At 62.7% G+C, this 21,914-nt stretch carries 20 protein-coding genes; 10 read left to right on the forward strand and 10 right to left on the reverse strand.

What is annotated here, in order from left to right; translation table 11 throughout:
- Positions 1-34 precede the first annotated feature (34 nt).
- Positions 35-1,495: a serralysin family metalloprotease gene (locus ACIPZF_RS19740; RefSeq protein ID WP_400802296.1), complete on the reverse strand. Its 1,461-nt coding sequence runs from the start codon at positions 1,493-1,495 to the stop codon at positions 35-37.
- A 393-nt stretch (positions 1,496-1,888) separates the two neighbouring features.
- Between ACIPZF_RS19740 and ACIPZF_RS19745 the strand changes: the two genes are divergently transcribed.
- Positions 1,889-2,269, forward strand: a complete 381-nt coding sequence (locus ACIPZF_RS19745) for a hypothetical protein (protein WP_400802298.1) — start codon at positions 1,889-1,891, stop codon at positions 2,267-2,269.
- A gap of 186 nt (positions 2,270-2,455) precedes the next feature.
- Positions 2,456-4,594 carry a TonB-dependent siderophore receptor gene (locus ACIPZF_RS19750; protein WP_400802299.1) on the forward strand — a complete coding sequence of 713 codons (2,139 nt, stop codon included), beginning with the start codon at positions 2,456-2,458 and terminating at the stop codon, positions 4,592-4,594.
- A gap of 375 nt (positions 4,595-4,969) precedes the next feature.
- On the opposite strand, the gene ACIPZF_RS19755 is transcribed toward ACIPZF_RS19750, so the two are convergent.
- Positions 4,970-5,569: an FMN-dependent NADH-azoreductase gene (locus ACIPZF_RS19755; RefSeq protein ID WP_400802301.1), complete on the reverse strand. Its 600-nt coding sequence runs from the start codon at positions 5,567-5,569 to the stop codon at positions 4,970-4,972.
- 108 nt (positions 5,570-5,677) lie between these two features.
- Positions 5,678-5,992, reverse strand: coding sequence for a 3-phosphoglycerate kinase (locus ACIPZF_RS19760; RefSeq protein ID WP_400802303.1), 315 nt, complete (start codon positions 5,990-5,992; stop codon positions 5,678-5,680).
- Between the two features lie 48 nt (positions 5,993-6,040).
- Between ACIPZF_RS19760 and ACIPZF_RS19765 the strand changes: the two genes are divergently transcribed.
- From ACIPZF_RS19765 to ACIPZF_RS19780, 4 genes are all read left to right on the forward strand, one after another.
- Positions 6,041-6,964 (forward strand): LysR family transcriptional regulator, encoded by a 924-nt coding sequence (locus ACIPZF_RS19765; RefSeq protein ID WP_400802305.1) that lies wholly within the window; start codon positions 6,041-6,043, stop codon positions 6,962-6,964.
- A 13-nt stretch (positions 6,965-6,977) separates the two neighbouring features.
- On the forward strand, positions 6,978-7,790 hold the full coding sequence (locus ACIPZF_RS19770) for an alpha/beta fold hydrolase (RefSeq protein ID WP_400802306.1): 813 nt from the start codon (positions 6,978-6,980) through the stop codon (positions 7,788-7,790).
- Positions 7,784-8,341: a peptidylprolyl isomerase gene (locus ACIPZF_RS19775; protein ID WP_400802308.1), complete on the forward strand. Its 558-nt coding sequence runs from the start codon at positions 7,784-7,786 to the stop codon at positions 8,339-8,341. Before ACIPZF_RS19770 ends, ACIPZF_RS19775 begins: the two co-directional genes overlap by 7 nt.
- A gap of 63 nt (positions 8,342-8,404) precedes the next feature.
- Positions 8,405-10,237 carry an ABC transporter ATP-binding protein gene (locus tag ACIPZF_RS19780; RefSeq protein ID WP_400802310.1) on the forward strand — a complete coding sequence of 611 codons (1,833 nt, stop codon included), beginning with the start codon at positions 8,405-8,407 and terminating at the stop codon, positions 10,235-10,237.
- Between the two features lie 15 nt (positions 10,238-10,252).
- Here the strand turns inward: ACIPZF_RS19780 and ACIPZF_RS19785 are convergent, their stop codons facing one another.
- Positions 10,253-11,638 carry a PLP-dependent aminotransferase family protein gene (locus ACIPZF_RS19785; protein ID WP_400802311.1) on the reverse strand — a complete coding sequence of 462 codons (1,386 nt, stop codon included), beginning with the start codon at positions 11,636-11,638 and terminating at the stop codon, positions 10,253-10,255.
- A gap of 211 nt (positions 11,639-11,849) precedes the next feature.
- Between ACIPZF_RS19785 and ACIPZF_RS19790 the strand changes: the two genes are divergently transcribed.
- Complete coding sequence (locus ACIPZF_RS19790) at positions 11,850-13,019, forward strand: MFS transporter (RefSeq protein ID WP_400802313.1); 1,170 nt, start codon at positions 11,850-11,852, stop codon at positions 13,017-13,019.
- Here the strand turns inward: ACIPZF_RS19790 and ACIPZF_RS19795 are convergent.
- Positions 13,006-13,767 (reverse strand): SDR family oxidoreductase, encoded by a 762-nt coding sequence (locus tag ACIPZF_RS19795; RefSeq protein WP_400802314.1) that lies wholly within the window; start codon positions 13,765-13,767, stop codon positions 13,006-13,008. The genes ACIPZF_RS19790 and ACIPZF_RS19795 overlap by 14 nt on opposite strands.
- 260 nt (positions 13,768-14,027) lie before the next feature.
- Between ACIPZF_RS19795 and ACIPZF_RS19800 the strand changes: the two genes are divergently transcribed.
- Both ACIPZF_RS19800 and kdsA read left to right on the forward strand, forming a co-directional pair.
- Positions 14,028-15,029 (forward strand): NADP-dependent oxidoreductase, encoded by a 1,002-nt coding sequence (locus tag ACIPZF_RS19800; RefSeq protein WP_400802315.1) that lies wholly within the window; start codon positions 14,028-14,030, stop codon positions 15,027-15,029.
- Positions 15,030-15,139: 110 nt separating this feature from the next.
- The gene (gene kdsA, locus ACIPZF_RS19805) at positions 15,140-15,982 is read left to right on the forward strand and encodes a 3-deoxy-8-phosphooctulonate synthase (protein WP_400802317.1); all 843 of its coding nucleotides are present in this window, start codon (positions 15,140-15,142) and stop codon (positions 15,980-15,982) included.
- Positions 15,983-16,175: 193 nt separating this feature from the next.
- On the opposite strand, the gene pyrF is transcribed toward kdsA, so the two are convergent.
- A complete protein-coding gene (pyrF, locus tag ACIPZF_RS19810; RefSeq protein WP_400802319.1) occupies positions 16,176-16,877 on the reverse strand; it encodes an orotidine-5'-phosphate decarboxylase in 702 nt (233 codons plus the stop codon).
- Between the two features lie 182 nt (positions 16,878-17,059).
- Between pyrF and ACIPZF_RS19815 the strand changes: the two genes are divergently transcribed.
- Positions 17,060-17,227, forward strand: coding sequence for a DUF2897 family protein (locus tag ACIPZF_RS19815; protein WP_008089871.1), 168 nt, complete (start codon positions 17,060-17,062; stop codon positions 17,225-17,227).
- A 51-nt stretch (positions 17,228-17,278) separates the two neighbouring features.
- Here ACIPZF_RS19815 and ACIPZF_RS19820 read toward each other — a convergent pair whose 3' ends face one another.
- The 4 genes from ACIPZF_RS19820 to ACIPZF_RS19835 form a co-directional block, all read right to left on the reverse strand.
- Positions 17,279-17,611 carry a ComEA family DNA-binding protein gene (locus tag ACIPZF_RS19820; RefSeq protein WP_400802321.1) on the reverse strand — a complete coding sequence of 111 codons (333 nt, stop codon included), beginning with the start codon at positions 17,609-17,611 and terminating at the stop codon, positions 17,279-17,281.
- Between the two features lie 187 nt (positions 17,612-17,798).
- Positions 17,799-19,808 carry a polysaccharide biosynthesis protein gene (locus ACIPZF_RS19825; RefSeq protein ID WP_400802322.1) on the reverse strand — a complete coding sequence of 670 codons (2,010 nt, stop codon included), beginning with the start codon at positions 19,806-19,808 and terminating at the stop codon, positions 17,799-17,801.
- 104 nt (positions 19,809-19,912) lie between these two features.
- The gene (locus tag ACIPZF_RS19830; protein ID WP_400802323.1) at positions 19,913-20,917 is read right to left on the reverse strand and encodes a glycosyltransferase family 4 protein; all 1,005 of its coding nucleotides are present in this window, start codon (positions 20,915-20,917) and stop codon (positions 19,913-19,915) included.
- Positions 20,914-21,882, reverse strand: coding sequence for a UDP-glucose 4-epimerase family protein (locus tag ACIPZF_RS19835; protein ID WP_400802325.1), 969 nt, complete (start codon positions 21,880-21,882; stop codon positions 20,914-20,916). The genes ACIPZF_RS19830 and ACIPZF_RS19835 overlap by 4 nt, the downstream gene beginning before the upstream one ends.
- Between the last annotated feature and the right edge of the window lie 32 nt (positions 21,883-21,914).

Below are 21,914 nucleotides of genomic sequence, written 5' to 3' on the forward strand. Positions count from 1 at the left end.
AGAAGGGCGACGCGTGAGCGCCGCCCCTTGTGCATCAGACCACGATGTCGGTGACAGCGGCCTGGCCAACGGTGGTCACCAGGAAATCAGCCAGGCTGTTGCCCGTGAAGTCGATGGCCAGGCTGCCCAGGTGAGTCGCCTGGTCGTAGCTCAGCAGCGCCTCGCCGGCATGGCCGGTAAAGGCGTTGACGAACTGCAGCGGCAGCTTGTCCACGGCGAGCGCGGCAATCGCCGACAGGTCGATCTTGTCCTGACCGGAGGTGAAATCCATGATCCGGTCTGGCGCCGCCCGCGTGGAGTCGCTGACCGCCGCGAACACGAAGGTGTCCGCGCCAGCGCCGCCCCACAGCTGGTCGCCGCCGCCCGCGCCGTAGATGATGTCGTTGCCGGCACCGCCCTTGAGCACGTTGGCCACGCCATTGCCGATCAGCAGGTCGTTGCCGGCCCCACCAAAGGCGTTCTCGACCGTCACGCCCTTGGCGATGGACACGTTGCCGACCATGCCACCGACGTCGGAGAACGAGGCTTCGTTGAGGTTGATCTTCTGGTTCTGGGTGAACCCGGAGAAGTCCAGAGTATCGTTACCGCCCCCGTCCCACACGGCGAACACCACTTTCGACGAGGCCGAGGTGGCCGAGTAGAAGTCGCGGTCAGCGCTTGAGTTGAAGCCGTACACGGTATCGCCCGAACGGGTCGCGTAGTTGGCCCCGTAGAGCTTCTGGATCGCCGCGATGTCGTCCATCAACGGCGCCGAGGCATAGTACTGGCCGCCCGCCTTGATGAAGTTCTGCCCGGTGTTGCTCTCGCTCCAGTAGCTCATGACGCTGTAGCCGCGGGTGTCCTGGGCGTACGAGGCGTCCTTGTAGGTCGGGTAACCCTCGCCGGCGTTGTAGTCGCCGGGGTGGGACAGCCCGAGTACGTGGCCGATCTCGTGGGTGAGGGTCTGGCGCCCGTAGTTGCCGGTGTCGGGGTTGACGTTGACCTGGTAGTCGCGGCTGATCAGGTACCAGGACTCGCCCTTGTGCGAACCCGGCTGGTTGAACGGCAGGTAGGCGAAGGCCGCGCCACCGCTGCTGCCGTCGCTGTAGTTGCCGAAGGTCATGTGACCGTCGCCTCCCGAAGCGGCCTCGGTGAAAGTCACTTTGGCCACATCCGCCCACGACTGCATGGCCAGCTTGGCCTGGGCTTTCTGCTGCGCCGAGAAGGCGCTGAAGCTGCCCAGGTCACGGCTGTAGAAGTCCGACGGTGCGCGGTTGAGGAAGGTGTAGCTGAGGCTGATGGTGCCGTCCTTGTTCACATCCTGCCAGGCGGCGCCATCGCGCAGCAGTTGGATGGCCGCCTGGTCGACGGTGAACGAGGGTTTGCCATTGACGTTCGCGCCACCGCGATCGTACTGATGGCCAAAACCATTGATCAGCCCGAATGCGCTGCTGGGCCCTTGCGGCTGCACGGCGGCACCCGCAGAAACAATGGCGCTTGCTTTGACTTTCGACATACAGACACTTCCTTGTTTACAAAAAAGCAGTAGATGTCCGACAGGATTCTCCACCTTGGCGAGAGCATCCTGTCACTCGCCTTTATGAGGCGTAAAAAAACTGACATATGTCGAAACATCGTGTCCAGCACTTTTGAAAACTTTTATTCGAAAACGAAAAACGCACGCGGTTTTATTGTTTGCGCAAACGGATGAGAACTAAAACAAAACCCGCCACACGAAGAATGACCGACAAGTTTTATTCAATAAATGGAAGTTTGATTATGAAAAAGCGACATACTGGCAAAGTGCGACGAAGCACCACATGACCCTCCGTCGCCTGCTCGTTGACTTGCCCGCTAATGGGGCGCTCAGTAGGCGCTGGTCGATGCCCTATCCCTGAAGGATCATTCAATGACAAGACTCACGGTGCAATCCGGCGACTTCTTGCAAGGTGAAGGCGAGTTTCGCAATGGATCGCTCACACTCAAGACCCCGCGCAGCCCCTCGCCTGGCGAGCGCATCTCGCTTACCCGCATTACTGACTTGCAACTGGCCAGCCTTGAATCCAGCCGCAGCCTGAGTTCAGCACTTGGCTGGGGTGTGGCCGGTGCCCTGGTGGCAGGCCCGGTGGGCCTGATTGCCGGGCTTTGGCTTGGTGGCAAGGAAGAAGAAGCCACGTTTCTGGCGACATTCAAGGACGGGCGCAAACTGCTGGCCATTACCGACGGCAAGACTTGGTCGAAGATCGACGACAGCTGGCGTCAGCATCGGCGTCCGGCAACTACTGACTGAAGTTTTCAGCGGCGCTCAGGGGATCACGCCTGATAACATAGCGGCCTTTTGTCTGCACTGGCCTCTTCGCGGGGCAAGCCCGCTCCCACAGGTATATCACTGCTATCAGGTTCGGTGGTGTACCTGTGGGAGCGGGCTTGCCCCGCGAAGGCGCCGGTGCATTCGCTGCCGCTCAAGGACCCCTGCATGCCCTCGCTCCGCCCTCGCCTGCCCCTGAGCCTGCTCAGCCTGGGCCTGGCCCTGCACAGCCCTCACGGATTGGCTGAAGACAGCGTGACACTCGCCCCGGTGCAGGTCTCCGACACCTACGGCACCGATGGCTATCAAGCGCGAGAGGCCGCAGTGGGCGGTTTCCAACCCGCCCCCCTGCTCGACACCCCAGCCTCGGTCAACGTGTTCAGCCAGCAACTGATCGAAGACCGCCAGGTGCGCAAGCTCAGCGAGGTGCTGCAAAGCGACGCCTCGGTCGGCGAGAGCTATGCCCCGATCGGCTACTACGAAAACTTCAACGTCCGCGGCTTCGAGCTGAACGCCGCCAGCAGCTACCGCATCAACGGCCAGAGCATCGCCGGCGAGCAGAACGTGGCGCTGGAAAACAAACAGCAGGTCGAGCTGCTCAAGGGCCTGTCCGGCCTGCAGAGTGGTGTCTCGGAGCCCGGCGGCCTGATCAACTACGTGACCAAGCGTGCCGAAGATGTGCGCAGCGTCACGGTCTCCACCAACGAGCACGGCGAGCGTTACCTGGCCACCGACCTGGGCGGCTGGTTCGGCAGCGAGCGGCAGTTCGGCCTGCGCGCCAACCTCGCCCATGAGGACATCCGCTCGTACGTCGACCACGCCGACGGCAAGCGTGACTTCGCCTCGCTGGCCTTCGACTGGCAGATCAGCCCCGACGCCACCCTGCAGCTGGATGCCGAGTACCAGCACCGCGAGCAACGCTCCGTGCCGGGCTACCAGCTGCTCGGCGGCAGCGAAGTGCCACACGGCATCGACCCGGATGACCGCCTGGCCTACCAGCACTGGGCCAAACCTGTGCAGAACGATTCGCTGAACCTCGGCGGGCGCTTCCAGTACCGCTTCAACGATGCCTGGAGCGGCACCCTGAGCGCCTCGCGCAGCAAGGTGGTGATCGATGACTACAGCGCGTTCGCCTGGGGCAGCGAAGGTGGCTGGCAGTCGCACTTCAGCCCGGAAGGCGATTACGACATCTACGACTTCCGCAGCCCCGACGACACCCGCCGCACCGACGAAGCCCAGGCCGTGCTCAACGGCAACTTCGCTGCGCTCGGCGTGGGTCATGAGCTGACCGTGGGCACCAGCGCGCAACGTCGCACGCTGGATCAACGCCCCTACTACAACGAGCTGGTCGGCAGCGGCAATATCTACACCGGCGCGCCTGCCGTGGAACCCTCGGACCGGCCCGTCGGGGCCAGCGAGCGGCGTCTGGACAGCCGCCAGTACGGCGTGTTCGTCAGTGACCGCATCAGCTTCAACGAGCAATGGCAGACCGTGCTCGGCGCGCGTGAAGTGCGCCTGGACGAAAAGACCTGGGACGAAAACGGCGTGGCCGGGCGCCATACCCGGCAATACCAGCTGCTGCCCAATGCCGCGCTGATCTACAAACCGCGCCCGGACACCACGCTGTATGCCAGCTACGCCAAAGGACTTTCGAGCGGTGGCACCGCCCCGTGGTTTGCCAGCAATGCGGCCGAGATCCTCGCCCCTACCGTGTCGCACCAACTGGAGCTCGGCATCAAGCGCGACTGGCAAGGCATGAGCTTCAGCGCCGCGCTGTTTCAGATCCGCCAGGCCTACCAGTACGCCCGCCCGCAAGAGGATGGCAGCTTCACCTACGTGCAGCAGGGGCAGCAGAAGAACATTGGCCTGGAACTCGGTGCCAGCGGCTGGGTGACGTCGAAGCTGCAGATTCAGGCCAGTGCCGCGGCGATTCGCGCACGGGTCGAGAACAGTGGCACCGAGGCTTATGAGGACCATCAGGCCATCAACGTGCCGCGTCTGCGTGCAGCTTTGCAGGCCGATTACAGCTTGCCGGTTCCGGGCCTGGCATTGCTTGGCGGGGCTCGGTATAGCGCCAGCAAATATGCGAGCCAGGGCGGGAATGTCGAAGTCGGCGGGTATACCGTGTTTGATGTTGGCAGCCGGTATCGCACGCGGATTGGGGGGTATGACACGGTGCTGCGGTTGACTGTGGATAATGTGTTCGACAAGCGCTATTGGCGGGATGTGGGGGATTATCTGGGGGATAATTACTTGTTCCAGGGGGCGCCGCGGACGGCGCGATTGTCGGCTTCGGTGAGTTTCTAGGGCTAGCCATGACAGCTGCAGCGCTCTTGAGATCGAGCGCCGCCCGCGCGGCGCATCGCGAGCAACGCTCGCTCCTACGTTTGTTTCGGGCCAATATCGCCAGTACCAGGCGCGCGCGACCGCCTTGCTGGTACGACTCGATATCGCGTCAAGCGCCAAGGCGTTCGCGCGCAAATCCCACAGGCATAACTGGCCCGAAACAAACGTAGGAGCGAGCGTTGCTCGCGATGCGCCGCGCGGGCGGCGCTCGATCTCCCAGGCACAAAAGATCTTGTGACTAGCACCCCAACACATAAAAAAAGCCCGACCATCGAGGCCGGGCAGGTACACCCAAAGGAGCAAAACAAGGTGTCAGGGTTGGGAATGCGTTGAAGCTCAGGCCACCGCCGCCAGCTTGGCCTTGGCTTGATTGATGCCTTTCTCAAAGAAATCCCCGCTCATGTTCAAGCCTTCGGCATGAATGAAGTTCACATCATGGATGCCGATGAACCCCATCACCTGACGCAGGTACGGCTCCTGGTGATCACTGGTGGCGCCGGCGTGGATACCACCGCGAGCAGTCAGAACGACAGCGCGCTTGCCGGTCAGCAGGCCTTGCGGGCCGGTCGGGGTGTACTTGAAGGTGATGCCGGCACGCAGCACGTGGTCCAGCCAGGCCTTGAGGGTGCTGGGGATGGTGAAGTTGTACATCGGCGCAGCCATCACCAGCACGTCGGCGGCGAGCAATTCATCGGTCAATTCGTTGGAACGCGCCAGAGCGTCCAGTTCAGCGGCGCTGCGCTGATCTTCGGGCTTCATCCAGCCGCCGAGCAGATTGGCGTCCAGGTGCGGTACCGGGGTCACGGCCAGGTCACGCACGGTGATCGCGTCAGCCGGATGCGCCGCTTGCCATTGCTCGATGAAGTCACGGGTCAGTTGACGGGAAACGGAATCCTGCTGGCGGGCGCTGCTTTCGATGATCAGTACGCGGGACATGGGTGCCTCCATCGGCAAATAGGGTGCGATTCGATGGAGGTGAGATTAAGGCTTGACCTATCGATAAAAAAGCGTAAAAAGTGGGTTCAATCTATCGATTAATCAGTTTTATTGCGCATTGCAGTCCAGCGCGATGCGCAGCTTGATGATCTGCCGGTTGAATTTGGCCGTCACGTCCACGCTTTTGCCCGCCGGTACGTTGACCCGGCGCACCCGTGGCGCCTCGGGGCCATTGCGGAAAGTCACCTTGCAGGCCGCCGGCACTTGCCCATAGTTGTTCAGGGTGATGGCACCGATGTCGTAGGCGGTGTCGTAGGCGGTGTAGTCCAGCTTGACCCCGGCCAGTTCCTTCTCCACGTCGATGGGGTAAGCCATGGCCCCGAGGGGCAGGCACATCAGTATTGCCGCACAACATTTCTTCATGGGGCGCTCTCCTTGAAAGAGCGCAGCTTAGGACAACAGGAGCCAAAGATGAAAGCGCCGCGCGTAACCCTGGATCAGTGGCGGACCCTGCAGGCAGTGGTCGATCACGGTGGGTTTGCCCAGGCCGCCGAAGCCCTGCACCGCTCGCAGTCGTCGGTCAGCTACACGGTGGCGCGCATGCAGGAGCAACTGGGCGTGCCGCTGCTGCGCATCGATGGCCGCAAGGCGGTGCTGACCGAGGCTGGCAACGTGCTGCTGCGCCGCTCGCGGCACCTGGTCAAGCAGGCCAGCCAGCTCGAAGACCTGGCCCACCACATGGAGCAAGGCTGGGAAGCCGAGGTGCGCGTGGTGGTCGATGCCGCCTACCCCAGCGCCCGCCTGGTACGTGCCCTGGCCGCGTTCATGCCGCAGAGCCGCGGTTGCCGGGTGCGCCTGCGTGAAGAGGTGTTGTCCGGGGTCGAGGAAGTGATGCACGAAGGCATTGCGGACCTTGCCATCAGCAGCTACAGCATCGGCGGCTACCTGGGCACCGAGCTGAGCGCGGTGGAGTTTGTCGCCGTCGCCCACCCCGAGCACAGCCTGCATCGGCTCGGCCGAGACATCACCTTCCAGGACCTGGAAAGCCAGTTGCAGGTGGTGATCCGCGACTCTGGCCGCTCGCAGCCGCGCGATGTCGGCTGGCTCGGCGCCGAGCAGCGCTGGACCGTCGGCAGCCTGGGCACCGCCACCACCTTCGTCAGCAGCGGCCTGGGCTTTGCCTGGCTGCCACGGCACATGATCGAACGCGAGCTGCGCGACGGCGTGCTCAAGCCATTGCCGCTGGATCAGGGTGGCAGCCGTCACCCACTGTTCTACCTTTATTCGAGCAAAGAGAAGACCCTGGGCCCGGCCACGCAGATTCTCATCGACCTGCTGCGCAATTTCGATACTGCGCCCCTGGACGTGCCCTTCGCAGCCCCCCCACAAGCCTGAGAGGACCGCGCCCATGGCCTATTTCGAACATGAAGGATGCTCGCTGCATTATCAGGAATACGGCCAGGGCGAACCCCTGGTGCTGCTGCACGGCCTGGGTTCCAGCAGCCAGGACTGGGAGCTGCAGGTGCCGGAGCTGAGCCGCCACTACCGGGTGATCCTGATGGACATCCGCGGCCACGGCCGCTCCGACAAGCCGCGCGACGGCTACCAGATCGCCACCTTCAGCGCCGACCTGCTGGCCCTGCTGGAACACCTGCAGACGGGACCGGTGCACTTCGTCGGCCTGTCCATGGGCGGCATGGTCGGTTTTCAGTTCGCCGTCGATCATCCGCAATGGCTGCGCAGTCTGTGCATCGTCAATAGCGCCCCTGAAGTCAAGCGCCGCACCCGCAGCGACTGGGTGTGGTGGGCCAAGCGCTGGGGCCTGGCGCGTATCCTCAGTGTCGAAACGGTGGGCAAGGGCCTGGCCGAGCGCCTGTTCCCCAAGCCCGGCCAGGCCGACCTGCGCCGCAAGATGGCCGAGCGCTGGGCGCGCAACGACAAGCGCGCCTACCTCAAGAGCTTCGATGCCATCGTCGACTGGGGCGTGCAGGAACGCATCGGGCAGATCCACTGTCCCACGCTGGTGATCGCCGCCGACCACGATTACACCCCGGTACAACTTAAACAGCGCTATGTGGCCCTGATGCCCCAGGCAAGGCTGGTAGTCATCGACGATTCCCGGCACGCTACACCCCTCGATCAACCCGAGGTCTTCAACCAGACGCTGTTGCAGTTCCTCGCAGCCGCTTCCACCTCTCAAGGATCTTTGAGCCCATGCTGAAAAAACTCCTGCTCGCCGCCTGTTCGGTTGCCTTCGCCACCAGCGTCATGGCCTCCGACAAGACCCCTCACGTGTTGCTGGACACCAGCTTCGGTCAGGTCGAAATCGAGCTCAATGCAGAAAAAGCGCCGATCAGTACCAAGAATTTCCTGGCGTACGTCGACAGCGGTTTCTACAACAATACGATCTTCCACCGCGTGATCCCGGGCTTCATGGTCCAGGGCGGCGGCTTCACCGAGCAGATGGTGCAAAAGCCGACCGAGGACCCGATCCGCAACGAAGCCAGTAATGGCCTGCAGAACACCCGCGGCACATTGTCGATGGCGCGCACCTCCGACCCGAACTCGGCCACCAGCCAGTTCTTCATCAACGTCGCCGACAACGATTTCCTCAACCCCGGCCGCGACCGTGGCTATGCGGTATTCGGCAAGGTGACCAAGGGTATGGAAGTGGTCGACCAGATCGTCAATTCGCCCACCACCGTCAAGAAAGGCATGCGCGATGTGCCGGCCGACCCGGTGTTCATCAAGTCCGCCAAACGCATCGACTGACCGCAGGCTTCACAGGGACGTGAAACCGCCCCAGGGTCGGGTTGAACAGGAGTGTTGTCACCCATGCTGTACCGCCGTTTCGAGCAACTGATCGACATTTTCCGCGACGCGCCCAGCGAGTCGCCGCCCACCCAGGTGTGGCCGTTCTACCTCTACTACCTTCGCCAGGTGTGGCCAAGTTTCCTCGCCCTGCTGGTGGTCGGCCTGTTCGCCTCGCTGATCGAGGTGGCGATGTTCAGCTACCTCAGCCGCATCATCGACCTGGCCCAGGGCACGCCCAACGCCAATTTCTTCAGCGAGCACAGCGGCGAGCTGATCTGGATGCTGGTGGTGATCCTGCTGCTGCGGCCGATCTTCTTCGGCCTGCACGACCTGCTGGTGCACCAGACCATCAACCCCGGCATGACCAGCCTGATCCGCTGGCAGAACCACACCTACGTGCTCAAGCAGAGCTTGAACTTCTTCCAGAGCGACTTCGCCGGGCGCATTGCCCAGCGCATCATGCAGACCGGCAACTCGCTGCGCGACTCGGCGGTGCAGGCAGTGGATGCGTTGTGGCACGTACTGATCTACGCGATCACCTCGCTGGTGCTGTTCGCCGAGGCCGACTGGCGGCTGATGCTGCCGTTGCTGGTGTGGATTGCAGCCTATGTCGCCGCGCTGTTCTACTTCGTGCCACGGGTGAAGGAACGCTCGGTGATTTCTTCCGATGCCCGATCCAAATTGATGGGGCGCATCGTCGACGGCTACACCAACATCGCCACGCTCAAGCTGTTCGCCCACACCGACTACGAGCAGCAGTACGCCCGTGAAGCGATTCGCGAACAGACCGAAAAAACCCAGCTGGCATCGAGGGTGATCACCAGCATGGACGTGGTCATCACCACCCTCAACGGCTTGCTGGTGGTCACCACCACGGGCCTGGCGCTGTGGCTGTGGAGCCAATCGCTGATCACTGTGGGCGCCATTGCTTTGGCCACTGGCCTGGTGATCCGCATCGTCAACATGTCGGGCTGGATCATGTGGGTAGTCAACGGCATCTTCGAAAACATCGGCATGGTCCAGGACGGTCTGCAGACCATTGCCCAGCCCGTGACCGTCTCAGACAAGGCCAACGCCCAGCCGCTGAAAGTCACCCGAGGCGCGGTGCGTTTCGACGACGTCGACTTCCATTACGGCAAGGCGCGCAACGTCATCGAAGCGCTCAACCTGGATATCCGCCCTGGCGAGAAAATCGGCCTGATCGGCCCGTCCGGCGCCGGCAAGTCGACTTTGGTCAACCTGCTGTTGCGCCTTTATGACGTGCAAGGTGGGCGCATTCTGATCGATGGCCAGGACATCGCCGACGTGACCCAGGCCAGCCTGCGCGCGCAGATCGGCATGATCACTCAGGACACCTCACTGCTGCACCGCTCGATTCGCGACAACCTGCTCTACGGCCGCCCTGATGCAAGCGAGGCTGAACTACACGAAGCGATACGCCGGGCACGTGCGGACGAATTCATTCCGCAATTGTCGGACGCCCAAGGGCGCACCGGCCTGGATGCGCATGTGGGTGAGCGCGGGGTCAAGCTGTCTGGCGGGCAGCGCCAGCGCATCGCGATCGCCCGGGTGCTGCTGAAGAACGCGCCGATCCTGATCATGGACGAAGCGACCTCGGCGCTGGATTCGGAAGTCGAAGCGGCGATTCAGGAAAGCCTGGAAACCCTGATGCAAGGCAAGACCGTTATCGCCATCGCCCACCGGCTCTCGACCATCGCGCGGATGGACCGCCTGGTGGTGCTGGATCAGGGGCATGTCGTGGAGAGCGGCAGCCACAGCGAATTGCTGGAACAACAAGGGCTGTATGCCCGCTTGTGGCACCACCAGACGGGTGGCTTCGTCGGCGTGGATTGATTCCACGCCTGCCCCTCACTTCCCTGCCTGCTGCAAGAAAGCCTGGGCACGGGAATCCTGCCCATAGGCAACATTGATACGCAGCCACTCGCTGCCGGCGCCTTCGAAGTCGAAGGCACTGCCGGGGGTGAGCAGCACCTCATGTTGCAAGGCCAGCTGTTCAAGGCGGGCGAAGTCGCGCCCCGGCACACGCGCCCAAACGAACATGCCGCCGTAGGGCTCGCAGAACACTTGCCAACCGTACTGTTCGAGCTGCCCAAGCAGCTTGGCCATGTGCTGGGCCAACCGCCCTCTCAACCGCTGCGTGCTCTTGCGGTAACTGCCGTTGACCAGCATCTGCCCCACCACCTGCTCGGCGAAGCGCGAGGTGCCGATGCCGCTGACCATTTTCAGCTCGGCCAGTTGCGCCAGCAGCGGCGGTTCCGCCACCAGGTAACCGACCCGTAGCGAGCTGCTCAGCGTCTTGGAAAAACTGGCCATGTAGATCACCCGCTGCTCACTGTCGAGGGTAGCCAGGCGCGTGGCCGGCCCTTCCTGGAAGTCGGCGTAGATATCATCCTCGACGATGCGCAGGTCATGCTCACGGGCCAGCTCCAGCAGGCGGTAAGCCACCTTGGGCGTCAGGCTCGTCCCGGTCGGGTTCTGATAGAGGCTGTTGACGAACAGGCAGCGCGGCCGGTGCTCGGCCAGCAGGCGTTCGAGCACGACTGTATCCGGCCCGGCCACCGTGCGCGGTACCGGCAGCATGCGCACCTGATGCTGGCGCAGCAGGTTGTACAGGTTGTAGTAGCCGGGGTTTTCCACCAGCACCGTGTCGCCGGGGCGCAGCAGCGTGCGCACCAGCAGGTCGAGGGCATGGCTGGCGCCCTGGGTGGTGAGGATGTGTTCGGGGTCGGCGGCGATGTCCAGGCGCGCCAGGCGCTTGTGCAGTTGCAGGCGCAGGCTGGCCAGGCCCTGGGGCGGGCAGTAGTCGAACAGGTCCTGCGGGTTGCCGCGGCTGACCTGGCGGATGGCCTGGGCCAGTTCGGTATCCGCGCGCCAGGCGCTGGGCAGCCAGCCGCAACCGAGCTTGAGCAACTGGTCATGGCCTTCGCGGAATTGGCGCCAGCTGCCGTCACTGGCTTCGCCCCAGGCGGGCGTATCGTCCGCGGCCAAGCCGGGTTTGCGTTCAGCGACGAAGAAGCCGGTGCCGTGGCGGGCCTCTAGCCAACCACTGGCGACCAGACGGTCGTAGGCTTCGATCACGCAGGAGGCACTGACGGCCTGATCGCGGGCCAGGGCACGGATCGATGGCAAGCGTGCGCCGGGGCGCAGACGCTGGTGTTCGATCCAGGCTTGCAGGTGGTCGGTGAGCTGCTGGACCAGGGGGATTGGGCTTTGGCGGTCTAGAGGCAGGTGCATGGCTTCAGTGTTTGGTAGTTTTGAGCGAACAGTTAAGCATAAATGGCTGGGAGGTGTGCCTTGTTGAGGGATCGGCCTGGCAGCACTGTGGGCAGTACCGGCCCTTTCGCGGGGCAAGCCCGCTCCCACAGGGTGTGTGGAGATCCCCTGTGGGAGCGGGCTTGCCCCGCGAAAGGGCCGGCACTGTCTCCTAAAAAACCAGGATCAACCCATGCCCCCGAGCACCAACCCCGCCCTGCTGGCCTTCGCCCTGTGCCTGATCACCCTGGCAGTCAACCTGCAGGCCCCGCTCTACATCGCCTACGCCGACCTCTCCGGCCAAGGCGCCGCCGCCACCGCGGTGGCCTTCTCCGCTTACGTGGTCGGGGTGCTCCCAGTGCTGCTGGCCCTGGGCGGCCTGGCCGACCTGGTCGGGCGACGGCCGCTGATCATCGCCGCACTGCTGCTGTCGATGCTGGCGACCCTGCTCATGCTGCTGGCGCCAGGCCTTGAGACCTTGGCTCTGGCGCGACTGGTGCTGGGCCTGGGCACGGGCCTGGCCACAGCCACAGCCACGGCCTACATGGGCGAGTTGATGGGTGGCGACTGCAGCGCCCGCGCCGCCAACTGGGTTACCGCCAGCACATCATTGGGTTTTGGCCTTGGCGCAGCGCTGACCAGCCTGTTTCTGCTGCGCGGGCCAAGCCTGACGCCAGGCAGTTTCCACCTGCAACTGCTGCTGGCCGGCATCGCCCTGGTACTGGCCTGGCGCCTGCCCGACCCACGCCCGGCACAACGTGGCGCCATGCTGCGCCTGCCTTTCTACCCTCCTGGCAGCGTGGTGTATGGCTTGGCCATTCTCCTGGCCTGGGCTGGCACCGGCCTGGTCATCGCCTTGCTGCCGGGCATACTGCGCGAGCATGGCCTGAGCGCCTGGTCGGGCTTCTCGACCTTCTGCGTCACCAGTTGCGGCCTGCTGTTCCAGCCCCTGGCCCGGCGCCTACCCAGCAAGAAAGCCACGCTTTTGGGCATGGCGATCCTGCCGAGCAGCTACGCGCTGCTGGCCTGGGGCGCCAATGCAGGGCATCTGGGTGCCGTACTGCTGGGCGCCGTGGCAGCCAGCAGCGCCTGCTACGGATTCATCTACCTGGGCGGGCTGGCGGCGGTGAACCAGCTGGCGGGCAGCGAGAAGACCCGGGCCAGTGCCGGATTCTTCCTGCTCGCCTACCTGGGGTTCAGCGTCCCGGTGATCTTCACCGGGGTATTGAGTGATCGGCTGGGGACAGAGATGGCATTGCTGGTGTTCGGCGGTGTCCTGCTGCTGGGGTGTGCAGCTGTCGCGCTGGCCTTGCTGGTATCCGCCCGCGACAGCACCCGCAGCGAATCACTCAGATTGCAGTAGCCCCACCATCCACCGTCAGGCTGTGCCCGGTGGTGAACGCGGCGCCGTCACTGCACAGATACAGCACCGCGCTGGCGATTTCCTCGACCTTGCCAATGCGCCCGACCGGGTGCATCGCCGCGGCAAACTCGGCTTTGCGCGGGTCGGCCTCATAGGCCCGGCGGAACATGTCGGTGTCGATTACCGCCGGGCACACCGCATTCACCCGAATGCCCTTCTTGGCGTATTCGATGGCGGCCGACTTGGTCAGGCCGATCACCGCATGCTTGGAAGCGCTGTAGATGCTCATCTTCGGCGCTGCACCCAAGCCGGCGACCGATGCGGTATTGACGATCGCCCCACCGCCCTGGGCCAGCAGCAACGGCAGCTGGTACTTCATGCACAGCCACACGCCTTTGACGTTGACGCCCATGATGGCATCGAACTCCGCCTCGCTGCCTTCGGCCAGGCGGCCCTGCTCGATCTCGATACCGGCGTTGTTGTACGCATAATCCAGGCGGTCATAGGCCTGAATGACCCGCTCGTGCAACTGGCGCACATCAGCCTCGCGAGTGACATCGCAGGCCACGAACAGCGCCTCGCCACCGGCTTGTTGAATGAGCGCGACCGTGGCCTCGCCGCCAACCGGATCGAGGTCGGCCACCACCACCTTCAAGCCCTCACGGGCGAACGCCAATGCCGTCTCCCGGCCAATGCCTGCCGCGCCGCCGGTGACCAGGGCTACCTGGCCGGAAAAGGTCATGCTCATTGCTTGCTCCTGAGGGTCATGGGCTGTCAGCACCGGCCTCTTCGCGGGGCAAGCCCGCTCCCACAGAAGATCTCTTCAGACCTGTGGGAGCGGGCTTGCCCCGCGAAGAGGTCAGCACAATAGTAGTCAGCCCACCGTCCAACTGGGCAGCATCATCAGGCCAGCGGTTGGGCTACCATGCTTACCAGTGATTTTGCAGACCAACCGGCATCACCGCGTTAAATTGCCCACTTATGCCTCCTGCCCACAAGGACCCCGCCATGCCCCAGACCAACCGCCGCTTCCTGCTCGCCAAACGCCCGGTCGGCGCCGTGCGCCGTGACGACTTCACCTTTGAAAGCGTGCCCGCCGAAACCCCCGCCGATGGTCAGATCCAGGTGCGCAACCTGTACCTGTCACTGGACCCGGCCATGCGTGGCTGGATGAACGAAGGCAAGTCGTATATCCCACCCGTTGCCCTCGGCCAGGTGATGCGTGCCCTCGGCGTCGGCGAAGTGGTCGCCTCCAGCCACCCGGACTACAAACCCGGCGACCACGTCAGTGGCGCCCTCGGCGTGCAGGACTACTTCACCGGCGAACCCCAGGGCCTGCACAAGATCGACCCCAGCCTGGCGCCCCTGCCCCGCTACCTCTCGGCCCTGGGCATGACCGGCATGACCGCCTACTTCGCCCTGCTCGACGTCGGCCAGCCCAAGGCCGGTGACACCGTGGTCATTTCCGGCGCCGCCGGTGCGGTCGGCAGCATTGTCGGCCAGATCGCAAAGCTCAAAGGCTGCCGCGTAGTTGGCATTGCTGGGGGCGCTGAGAAGTGCCAGTACCTCAAGGAAGAGCTTGGTTTCGACGGCGTCATCGACTACAAGGCCGAAGACGTGCTCGCTGGCCTCAAGCGCGAATGCCCAAAGGGCGTTGACGTGTACTTCGACAATGTCGGCGGCGAAATCCTCGACGCCGTACTCACCCGCATCAACTTCAAGGCCCGCATCGTCATCTGCGGCGCGATCAGCCAGTACAACAACAAGGAAGCGGTCAAAGGCCCGGCCAACTACCTGGCGCTGCTGGTCAACCGGGCGCGGATGGAAGGCTTCGTGGTGATGGACCATGCCAAGGAGTACGGCAAGGCGGCGCAGGAGATTGCCGGGTGGCTGGCCAGCGGCAAGGTCAAGAGCAAGGAAGATGTGGTCGAGGGCCTGGAGACCTTCCCCGAAACCTTGCTCAAATTGTTCAGTGGCGAAAACTTCGGCAAGTTGGTGTTGAAGGTCTGAAGATCGGTCAAGCCTGTGCCGGCCCGGCGAAAGGGCCGGCACAGGCAGCTGAGATCTTGTAAGATTCCCCATCGCCACTGATTCAGTGACAGGGATTTGCAGAGAAGACCATGATCAAGATCACCCCAACCATCGAGTGCTCCAACACCGCCCCGTTCGTCCTGTTCGGCGGCATCAACGTCCTCGAGTCCGAGGACCTCGCCCTCAAGGCCTGCGCCGAGTACGTGCGCGTCACTCAGAAACTGGGCATCCCCTACGTCTTCAAAGCCAGTTTCGACAAGGCCAACCGCTCCTCGATCCACTCCTACCGTGGCCCAGGCCTGGAAGAAGGCCTGCGCATCTTGGAGAAGGTGAAAGCCGAGTTCGGCGTGCCGATCATCACCGACGTCCACGAAATCCATCAGTGCGCGCCGGTTGCCGAAGTGGTCGACGTGCTGCAGCTGCCGGCTTTTCTGGCCCGCCAGACTGACCTGGTAGTCGCTTTGGCCAAGACCGGCAAGCCGGTCAACATCAAGAAGCCGCAGTTCCTCAGCCCTTCGCAAATGCAGAACATCGTGCAGAAATTCAACGAAGCCGGGAACGACCAGTTGATCCTCTGTGACCGTGGCACCTGCATGGGCTACGACAACCTGGTGGTCGACATGCTCGGCTTCGGCGTGATGAAGCGCACCTGCAACGACCTGCCGATCATTTTCGACGTGACCCACGCCCTGCAGAATCGTGACCCGTCGGGCGCGGCTTCCGGCGGGCGCCGCGAGCAGGTCGTCGACCTGGCGCGTGCCGGCATGGCCGTTGGCCTGGCTGGACTGTTCCTGGAGGCCCACCCGAACCCGGACCAGGCCAAGTGCGACGGCCCGAGCGCGCTGCCGCTGGACAAGCTGGAGCCGTTCCTGGCGCAGATCAAGGCGCTGGATGATCTGGTGAAGTCGTTTACGCCGTTGGTCATTGCCTGATTCGAGGGCAACAAAAAGGGCCGACATGCGCACTGCATGTCGGCCCTTTTTCATCTTGCGGTAGACATCGCCTAACCTGTGGGAGCGGGCTTGTCCCGCGAACACGGGCGAAGCCCGTGCCATCCAGCGCGGCGCCTGCTTCGCGGGACAAGCCCGCTCCCACAGAGATTGCCGCAGACTTTGGATATATCTATCAGCCGCGAATTTCGCCTACCACTGCCGCCAGCGCCTGCGCTGGGTCAGCCGCCTGGCTGATCGGGCGACCGATCACCAGGTAATCGGAGCCGGCATCCAGTGCCTGACGCGGCGTCAGGATGCGGCGCTGGTCATCTTGCGCACTGCCGGCTGGGCGGATACCCGGTGTGACCAGCTGCAGCGACGGATGCGCAGCTTTCAGCGCCGGAGCCTCCAGTGCCGAGCACACCAGACCGTCCATGCCCGCCTTCTCGGCCAGCGCCGCCAAGCGCAGCACCTGCTCCTGCGGGTCGACATCCAGGCCGATACCGGCCAGGTCCTCACGCTCCATGCTGGTCAGCACGGTAACGCCAATCAGCAACGGCTGCGGGCCGCTGCGCTTGGCCAGCTCTTCACGGCAGGCCGACATCATGCGCAGGCCCCCGGAGCAGTGCACATTGACCATCCATACGCCCATCTCGGCCGCTGCTTTCACCGCCATGGCGGTGGTGTTGGGGATGTCGTGAAACTTGAGGTCGAGAAACACCTCGAAGCCCTTGGCGCACAGGGTTTCGACAATGCCCGAAGCGCTGCTGGTGAACAGCTCCTTGCCCACCTTCACCCGGCACAGGGCAGGGTCGAGCTGGTCGGCCAGTTTCAGGGCGGCTTCGCGGGTAGGGAAATCCAGGGCGACGATCAGGGGCGTCTGGCAGGCGGACATGGTCGGGGTCTCTTGGCAAGTCGTAAACGGCGCGCATTGTAAACGAAGTGGCGCAGGCTTTGGGGGCCGTGGGTCATGAGAATTGGCCTGCGCAGGTGCGGCTCCTATAATTGAACCAACGGTCAAGGCAATCGCTCAACATTCATACAAGCGAAGCCGCTGATGTTCACAGGAGAACGACAATGCCCTGGTATGCCTGGCTGATACTCATCATAGCCCTCGGCTCGATCGTTGGCGGGCTGATGATGTTGCGTGATACGGCGAAAAAGCTGCCGCTGACGGAGGAGCAATTGCGCAAGGTGCGTGAACGCAATGCCGAGGCGGATGCCAAGGATGCGCAGGATCGCTGAGGCTCTGGGTACTGGGACCGGTGATAGCTACCGGCCCCAGCGGTTCAAGCGCTACTCCACCATCAACTTGTCGCGATTGCGCTCAAGCAGTGCATTGCCGATGCCTTTGATTTCCAGCATTTCATCCACCGAAGCGAAGGGCCCATTTGCCTCTCTGTAGGCGACAATGGCCTCAGCCTTGGCTTTGCCGATGCCGTTGAGTTCGCGTTGCAGCGTTGGCGCGTCTGCCTGGTTCAGGTTTACCCGCGTGGAGGAAGTTTGCGCCTGGCTGACCAGCGCGGGTGGCTCGGCCAAAGGAACGTTGCTGGCCGGGGCTGCGCTGAGGGAAAAAGACAGACCGGTGAATAATGGCAGGAACAGATAGGACAGAACGGTGTTACGCATGATGCACACTCCTTCGAGGCTGAATTACAAGGCAGCGTTTCCTTGGCTGCCCGGTAAAACTAGCGGCTCGAAGGCCACGAATAAAGCACGATGAACAGGTCAATGGTAACCAGATTCAACGGCCGACAGCGCTGCAAAACATCAGCTGTAGGAAGATACCCAGACATTCGAGCGAATGCAGGAGCACCTAGCGGTCTTGACGCTGTTGCTGGTACACCCAATCAACGATTTCACCTTCCGGCGCGTAGCCACTGACCAGCTCGCGCAGCAGTTGCCGCACTCGGGTGAAATCATCCTCCGCCACGGCCTTGAACAACGAGGCCAGACGCTCGCGCAACAGGTCCCAGGCCACGAAGTCTTCGTTGGCCGCCATGATCATCGGGTGCGCCGTCGGGGATACGTCATCGCCAATCAACAGCTCTTCATAAAGCTTCTCACCAGGCCGCAAGCCGCTGAATTCAATGGCAATATCGCCCTGTGGATTGCTTGAACTGCGCACACTGAAGCCCGACAGGTGGATCATTTTCTCGGCCAGTTCGACGATCTTCACCGGCTCGCCCATGTCCAGCACGAACACATCGCCACCCTGCCCCATCGCTCCTGCCTGTATCACCAATTGCGCAGCTTCGGGGATGGTCATGAAATACCGGGTGATCTTCGGGTGGGTGACCGTCAGCGGGCCCCCAGCCTTGATCTGCTGGTGGAACAACGGGATCACCGAGCCAGAGGAACCCAGCACATTACCAAAGCGCACCATGGTGAAGCGGGTCTTGTTGACGCGGGAGATCTTGCTGCTGTCGCCATACATCACCGGCGCGGCTTCACGGCTCAGCGCTTGCAGGACCAACTCGGACAGGCGCTTGGAGCTGCCCATCACGTTGGTCGGGCGCACTGCCTTGTCGGTCGAGATGAGCACGAAGTTGGCCACACCCGATTGCAGCGCGGCCTGTGCAGTGCACAGCGTACCGAACACATTGTTGAGTATGCCCTCGGCAACGTTATGTTCGACCATCGGCACATGCTTGTAGGCTGCGGCGTGATAGATGGTGTCTACCCGCCAAGTGCTCATCACATCTGCCAGATGCTGCTGGTTACGCACCGAGCCCAATATCGGCAGTAACTGTACTGACAGCGATTCACGGGTGATGCGCTGCTCCAGCTCGGTGAGGATGCTGTACAGGTTGAATTCGCTGTGATCGAACAGCAGTAACGTCTTGGGCTCCAGGCCGATGATCTGCCGGCACAGCTCCGAGCCGATCGACCCCCCTGCGCCGGTGACCAGCACGGTCTGCTTCTTGTTGCAGCGCCAGAGCAGTTTGTCCTGCGCAGGCACCGGATCGCGCCCGAGCAAGTCGGCAATGTCGACATCCTGGATGTCGTCGACCTTGACCCGGCCACTGGCCAGGTCGGCAAACGCCGGCACACTGCGCACATGCAGCGGATAAGGTTCGAGAAACGCCAGAATCTCCTTGCGTCGCGCACGCGAAGCCGATGGCAGGGCCAGCAGGATTTCCTGGGCGCCGCTTTCCTTGATCATCTGTGCAAGGTGTTTGGGCTTGTACACCTGCAGGCCGGAGATGACCCGGTTGGCCAGGTCGCCATCATCATCGATGAACGCGACAGGCCGCATCACCCTGCCCATGCGTAAAGCCGCCAGCAACTGGTTACCGGCCGTGCCTGCGCCATAGATGGCGACCTTGATGAGGCCGTCGTCGCGGTTGGCGAATGGAATCTGGTGGGCACCGGTAAACCAGTCACCCAGGAAGTACTGGCGCATGATCAGGCGCAAGCCACCGATGATCACCAGGCTCAACCACCAGTAGTTGAAAATGATCGAGCGCGGCACGATGACTTGATGGTTGCTGTACCAGTAAACCACCACGGCCAGAATCAAAGCGGACAATGTCACTGCCTTGATGATGGCAACCAGCGCATCGTTGCCGAAGTAACGCATCACCGCGCGGTACATGCCAAACCGGATGAACAATGGAATGGCCACTGCCGGCGCAGCCAGGAACAGCCAGGTATGTTCGATGATCGGGTTGTACATTTCATCGATGCCCAAACGGACGATGAATGACAGCCACAACGCAAACCAGATCAGCGCGACGTCAGTGCACACTTGTATAAGGCGCTTCTGCTGTCGGGACAGGTTCACCAGATACTGGCGTAGCCTGTCTTTGTTCGCATCACTCATCCGGTTCTCCTGTTTACCTTGAAGGCCCGATCCTGAGACCCGGCGGCCATCAGCCAAACCGCGCATCGAGCGCGATTGCACGATGCCCAGTCCTTTAGGCGATGTTATTCACATTTGCCTGCGCGATAGTTGATCGCCAGCAGTGTAAGAGGCACATAGGCAACCAAGGTTCCCAGTGCACCGTCCAGCTTCAGCAACAACACCGCAATCGCCACCGGCAGCAACCAGGCCAGGTTGATGGCCGCCACTGCCAGGCTCACCGGCAGATGGCTGCCGTATTGCCGTGATGCGTACTGGTAGGCGTGGCTGCGATGGGCTTCATAGATTTTTTCGCCACGTAGCAATCGCCTACCCAGGGTGAACGTGGCATCTACCACGAACACACCCAAAAGTATTAACCATCCCCAGAATAATAGCGGGTTTATCCAGGCTGCCTGCAAAGCCAGCAGCCCCAACACGATGCCGAGAAAACCACTGCCGGCATCGCCCATGAAAATCTTCGCCGGTGGAAAGTTCCAGACCAGAAAGCCCGCGACTGTCGCGGCCAACAACAACGGCAGCCAGATCGCCTGGGTATTGCCGGTGATCCAGTACAACAGGCAGCCACCAAGGCATACACTGATCGCCTCGATACTGGCGATGCCGTCAATGCCGTCCATGAAGTTATAGAGGTTGAGCAGCCAGACCAGATAGAACGCCCCTAGGATGGCACTTAGCCAGGCAATATCAAGCTGCACGCCGAAAAGGCTGAGGGCCGGCATGCCGCCAAGCCAGTACAAGCCCCAGGCCGCCGCCACGAAATGGCCGAGCAGACGCCAGCGTGCGGCGATGTGCCCGTGGTCGTCCATGAAGCCGATCAGCGCAACCAGGCCGCCGGCCCCGAGCAGGCCGACCAGCATGGGCGCAGGTACCACCCCGCTCCATCCCAGCGCCAGCAAGGCACCCAGAAAGGTAATGACGAACGCCAGGCCGCCGCCACGGGGGGTCGGCAGGGTGTGCGAGCTGCGAGCATTGGGAATGTCCAGCAGGCTGCGGGACAGCGCGTAGCGACGCAGCCCAGCGGTCATGGCAAGCGAAACAAGGCCAGCAGCGATAATCAGCCAGATCATGTGCGTTGGTTTTCCAGAAAAGATCGAGCGGTGTCGTTGAGCCCCTGCTGCAACGTGAACGGCGGCTGCCAGCCCAGCAATCGTTGATTCTTGGCGATGTCCACCTGTAACGAGCCGAGCAATCGCTGGGCCAGGTCATGACGGCCGAGCAAGGTTGCCGCGCCCTGCAGGATCGCGGGCGGTACCGGCAGCAGGCGCGCCGGGCGGCCAAGCGCTCGGCCCAGGGCGCGCAAGAGCTGGCTCAAGGAGATATCGTCGCCATCGCTGGCCATGAACGTCTGATTGCGGGCCTGCGGGTGATCGATGCAGGTAATCACCAGATCAACCAGGTTATCCACCGAAACCAGGCTGCGGCGGTTATCTACAGCGCCCAACGGCAACGGCACGCCACGCGCTACCCAGCGCATCATGCTGTTGAAGTTGGCTTTGACGCCTGGGCCGTATACCAGCACTGGGCGAATGACCACGACCTCTATCGCCATGGACACCGCCAGCTGCCATAACGCCTGCTCCGCCTCATGCTTGGAAATACCGTAAGCATCCAGCGGCATCTGAGCGTCATCGGCGCTCAGGGGGTGGCCAGGGTGACTGACTTCGCCATTGACCTTGACCGAGCTGATGAAAATGAAACGCCTGACTCCAGCGGCAACTGCCTGCCGGGCAAGGCTGAGCGTGCCTTCGACATTGACCCGGCGGAATTCGGCCAGGCTGTCGACGGCAGTTTCCTTCATGACATGCACCCGGGCGGCGGTGTGTACCACGGTATCGACGCCGGCCAGCGCAGCGCTCCAGTCGGTCGAGGCGGCCAAATCGCCTACGGTGACCGTCGGCACTTCGGCAGGGCCCCTTGCAGCGCCGCGCACGGCTGCCCGAGGAGCCAGGCAATCCAGCAACGCCAATTGCCGACATAGCGCACTGCCCACGAAACCATTGGCCCCGGTGACAAGAATGGTTCTTCTATCCATGAGTGGTCATCCAGCCTGTTTAACCTCGCAGC

Source organism: Pseudomonas sp. NPDC089752 (genome assembly GCF_044748725.1).
GTDB lineage: Bacteria > Pseudomonadota > Gammaproteobacteria > Pseudomonadales > Pseudomonadaceae > Aquipseudomonas.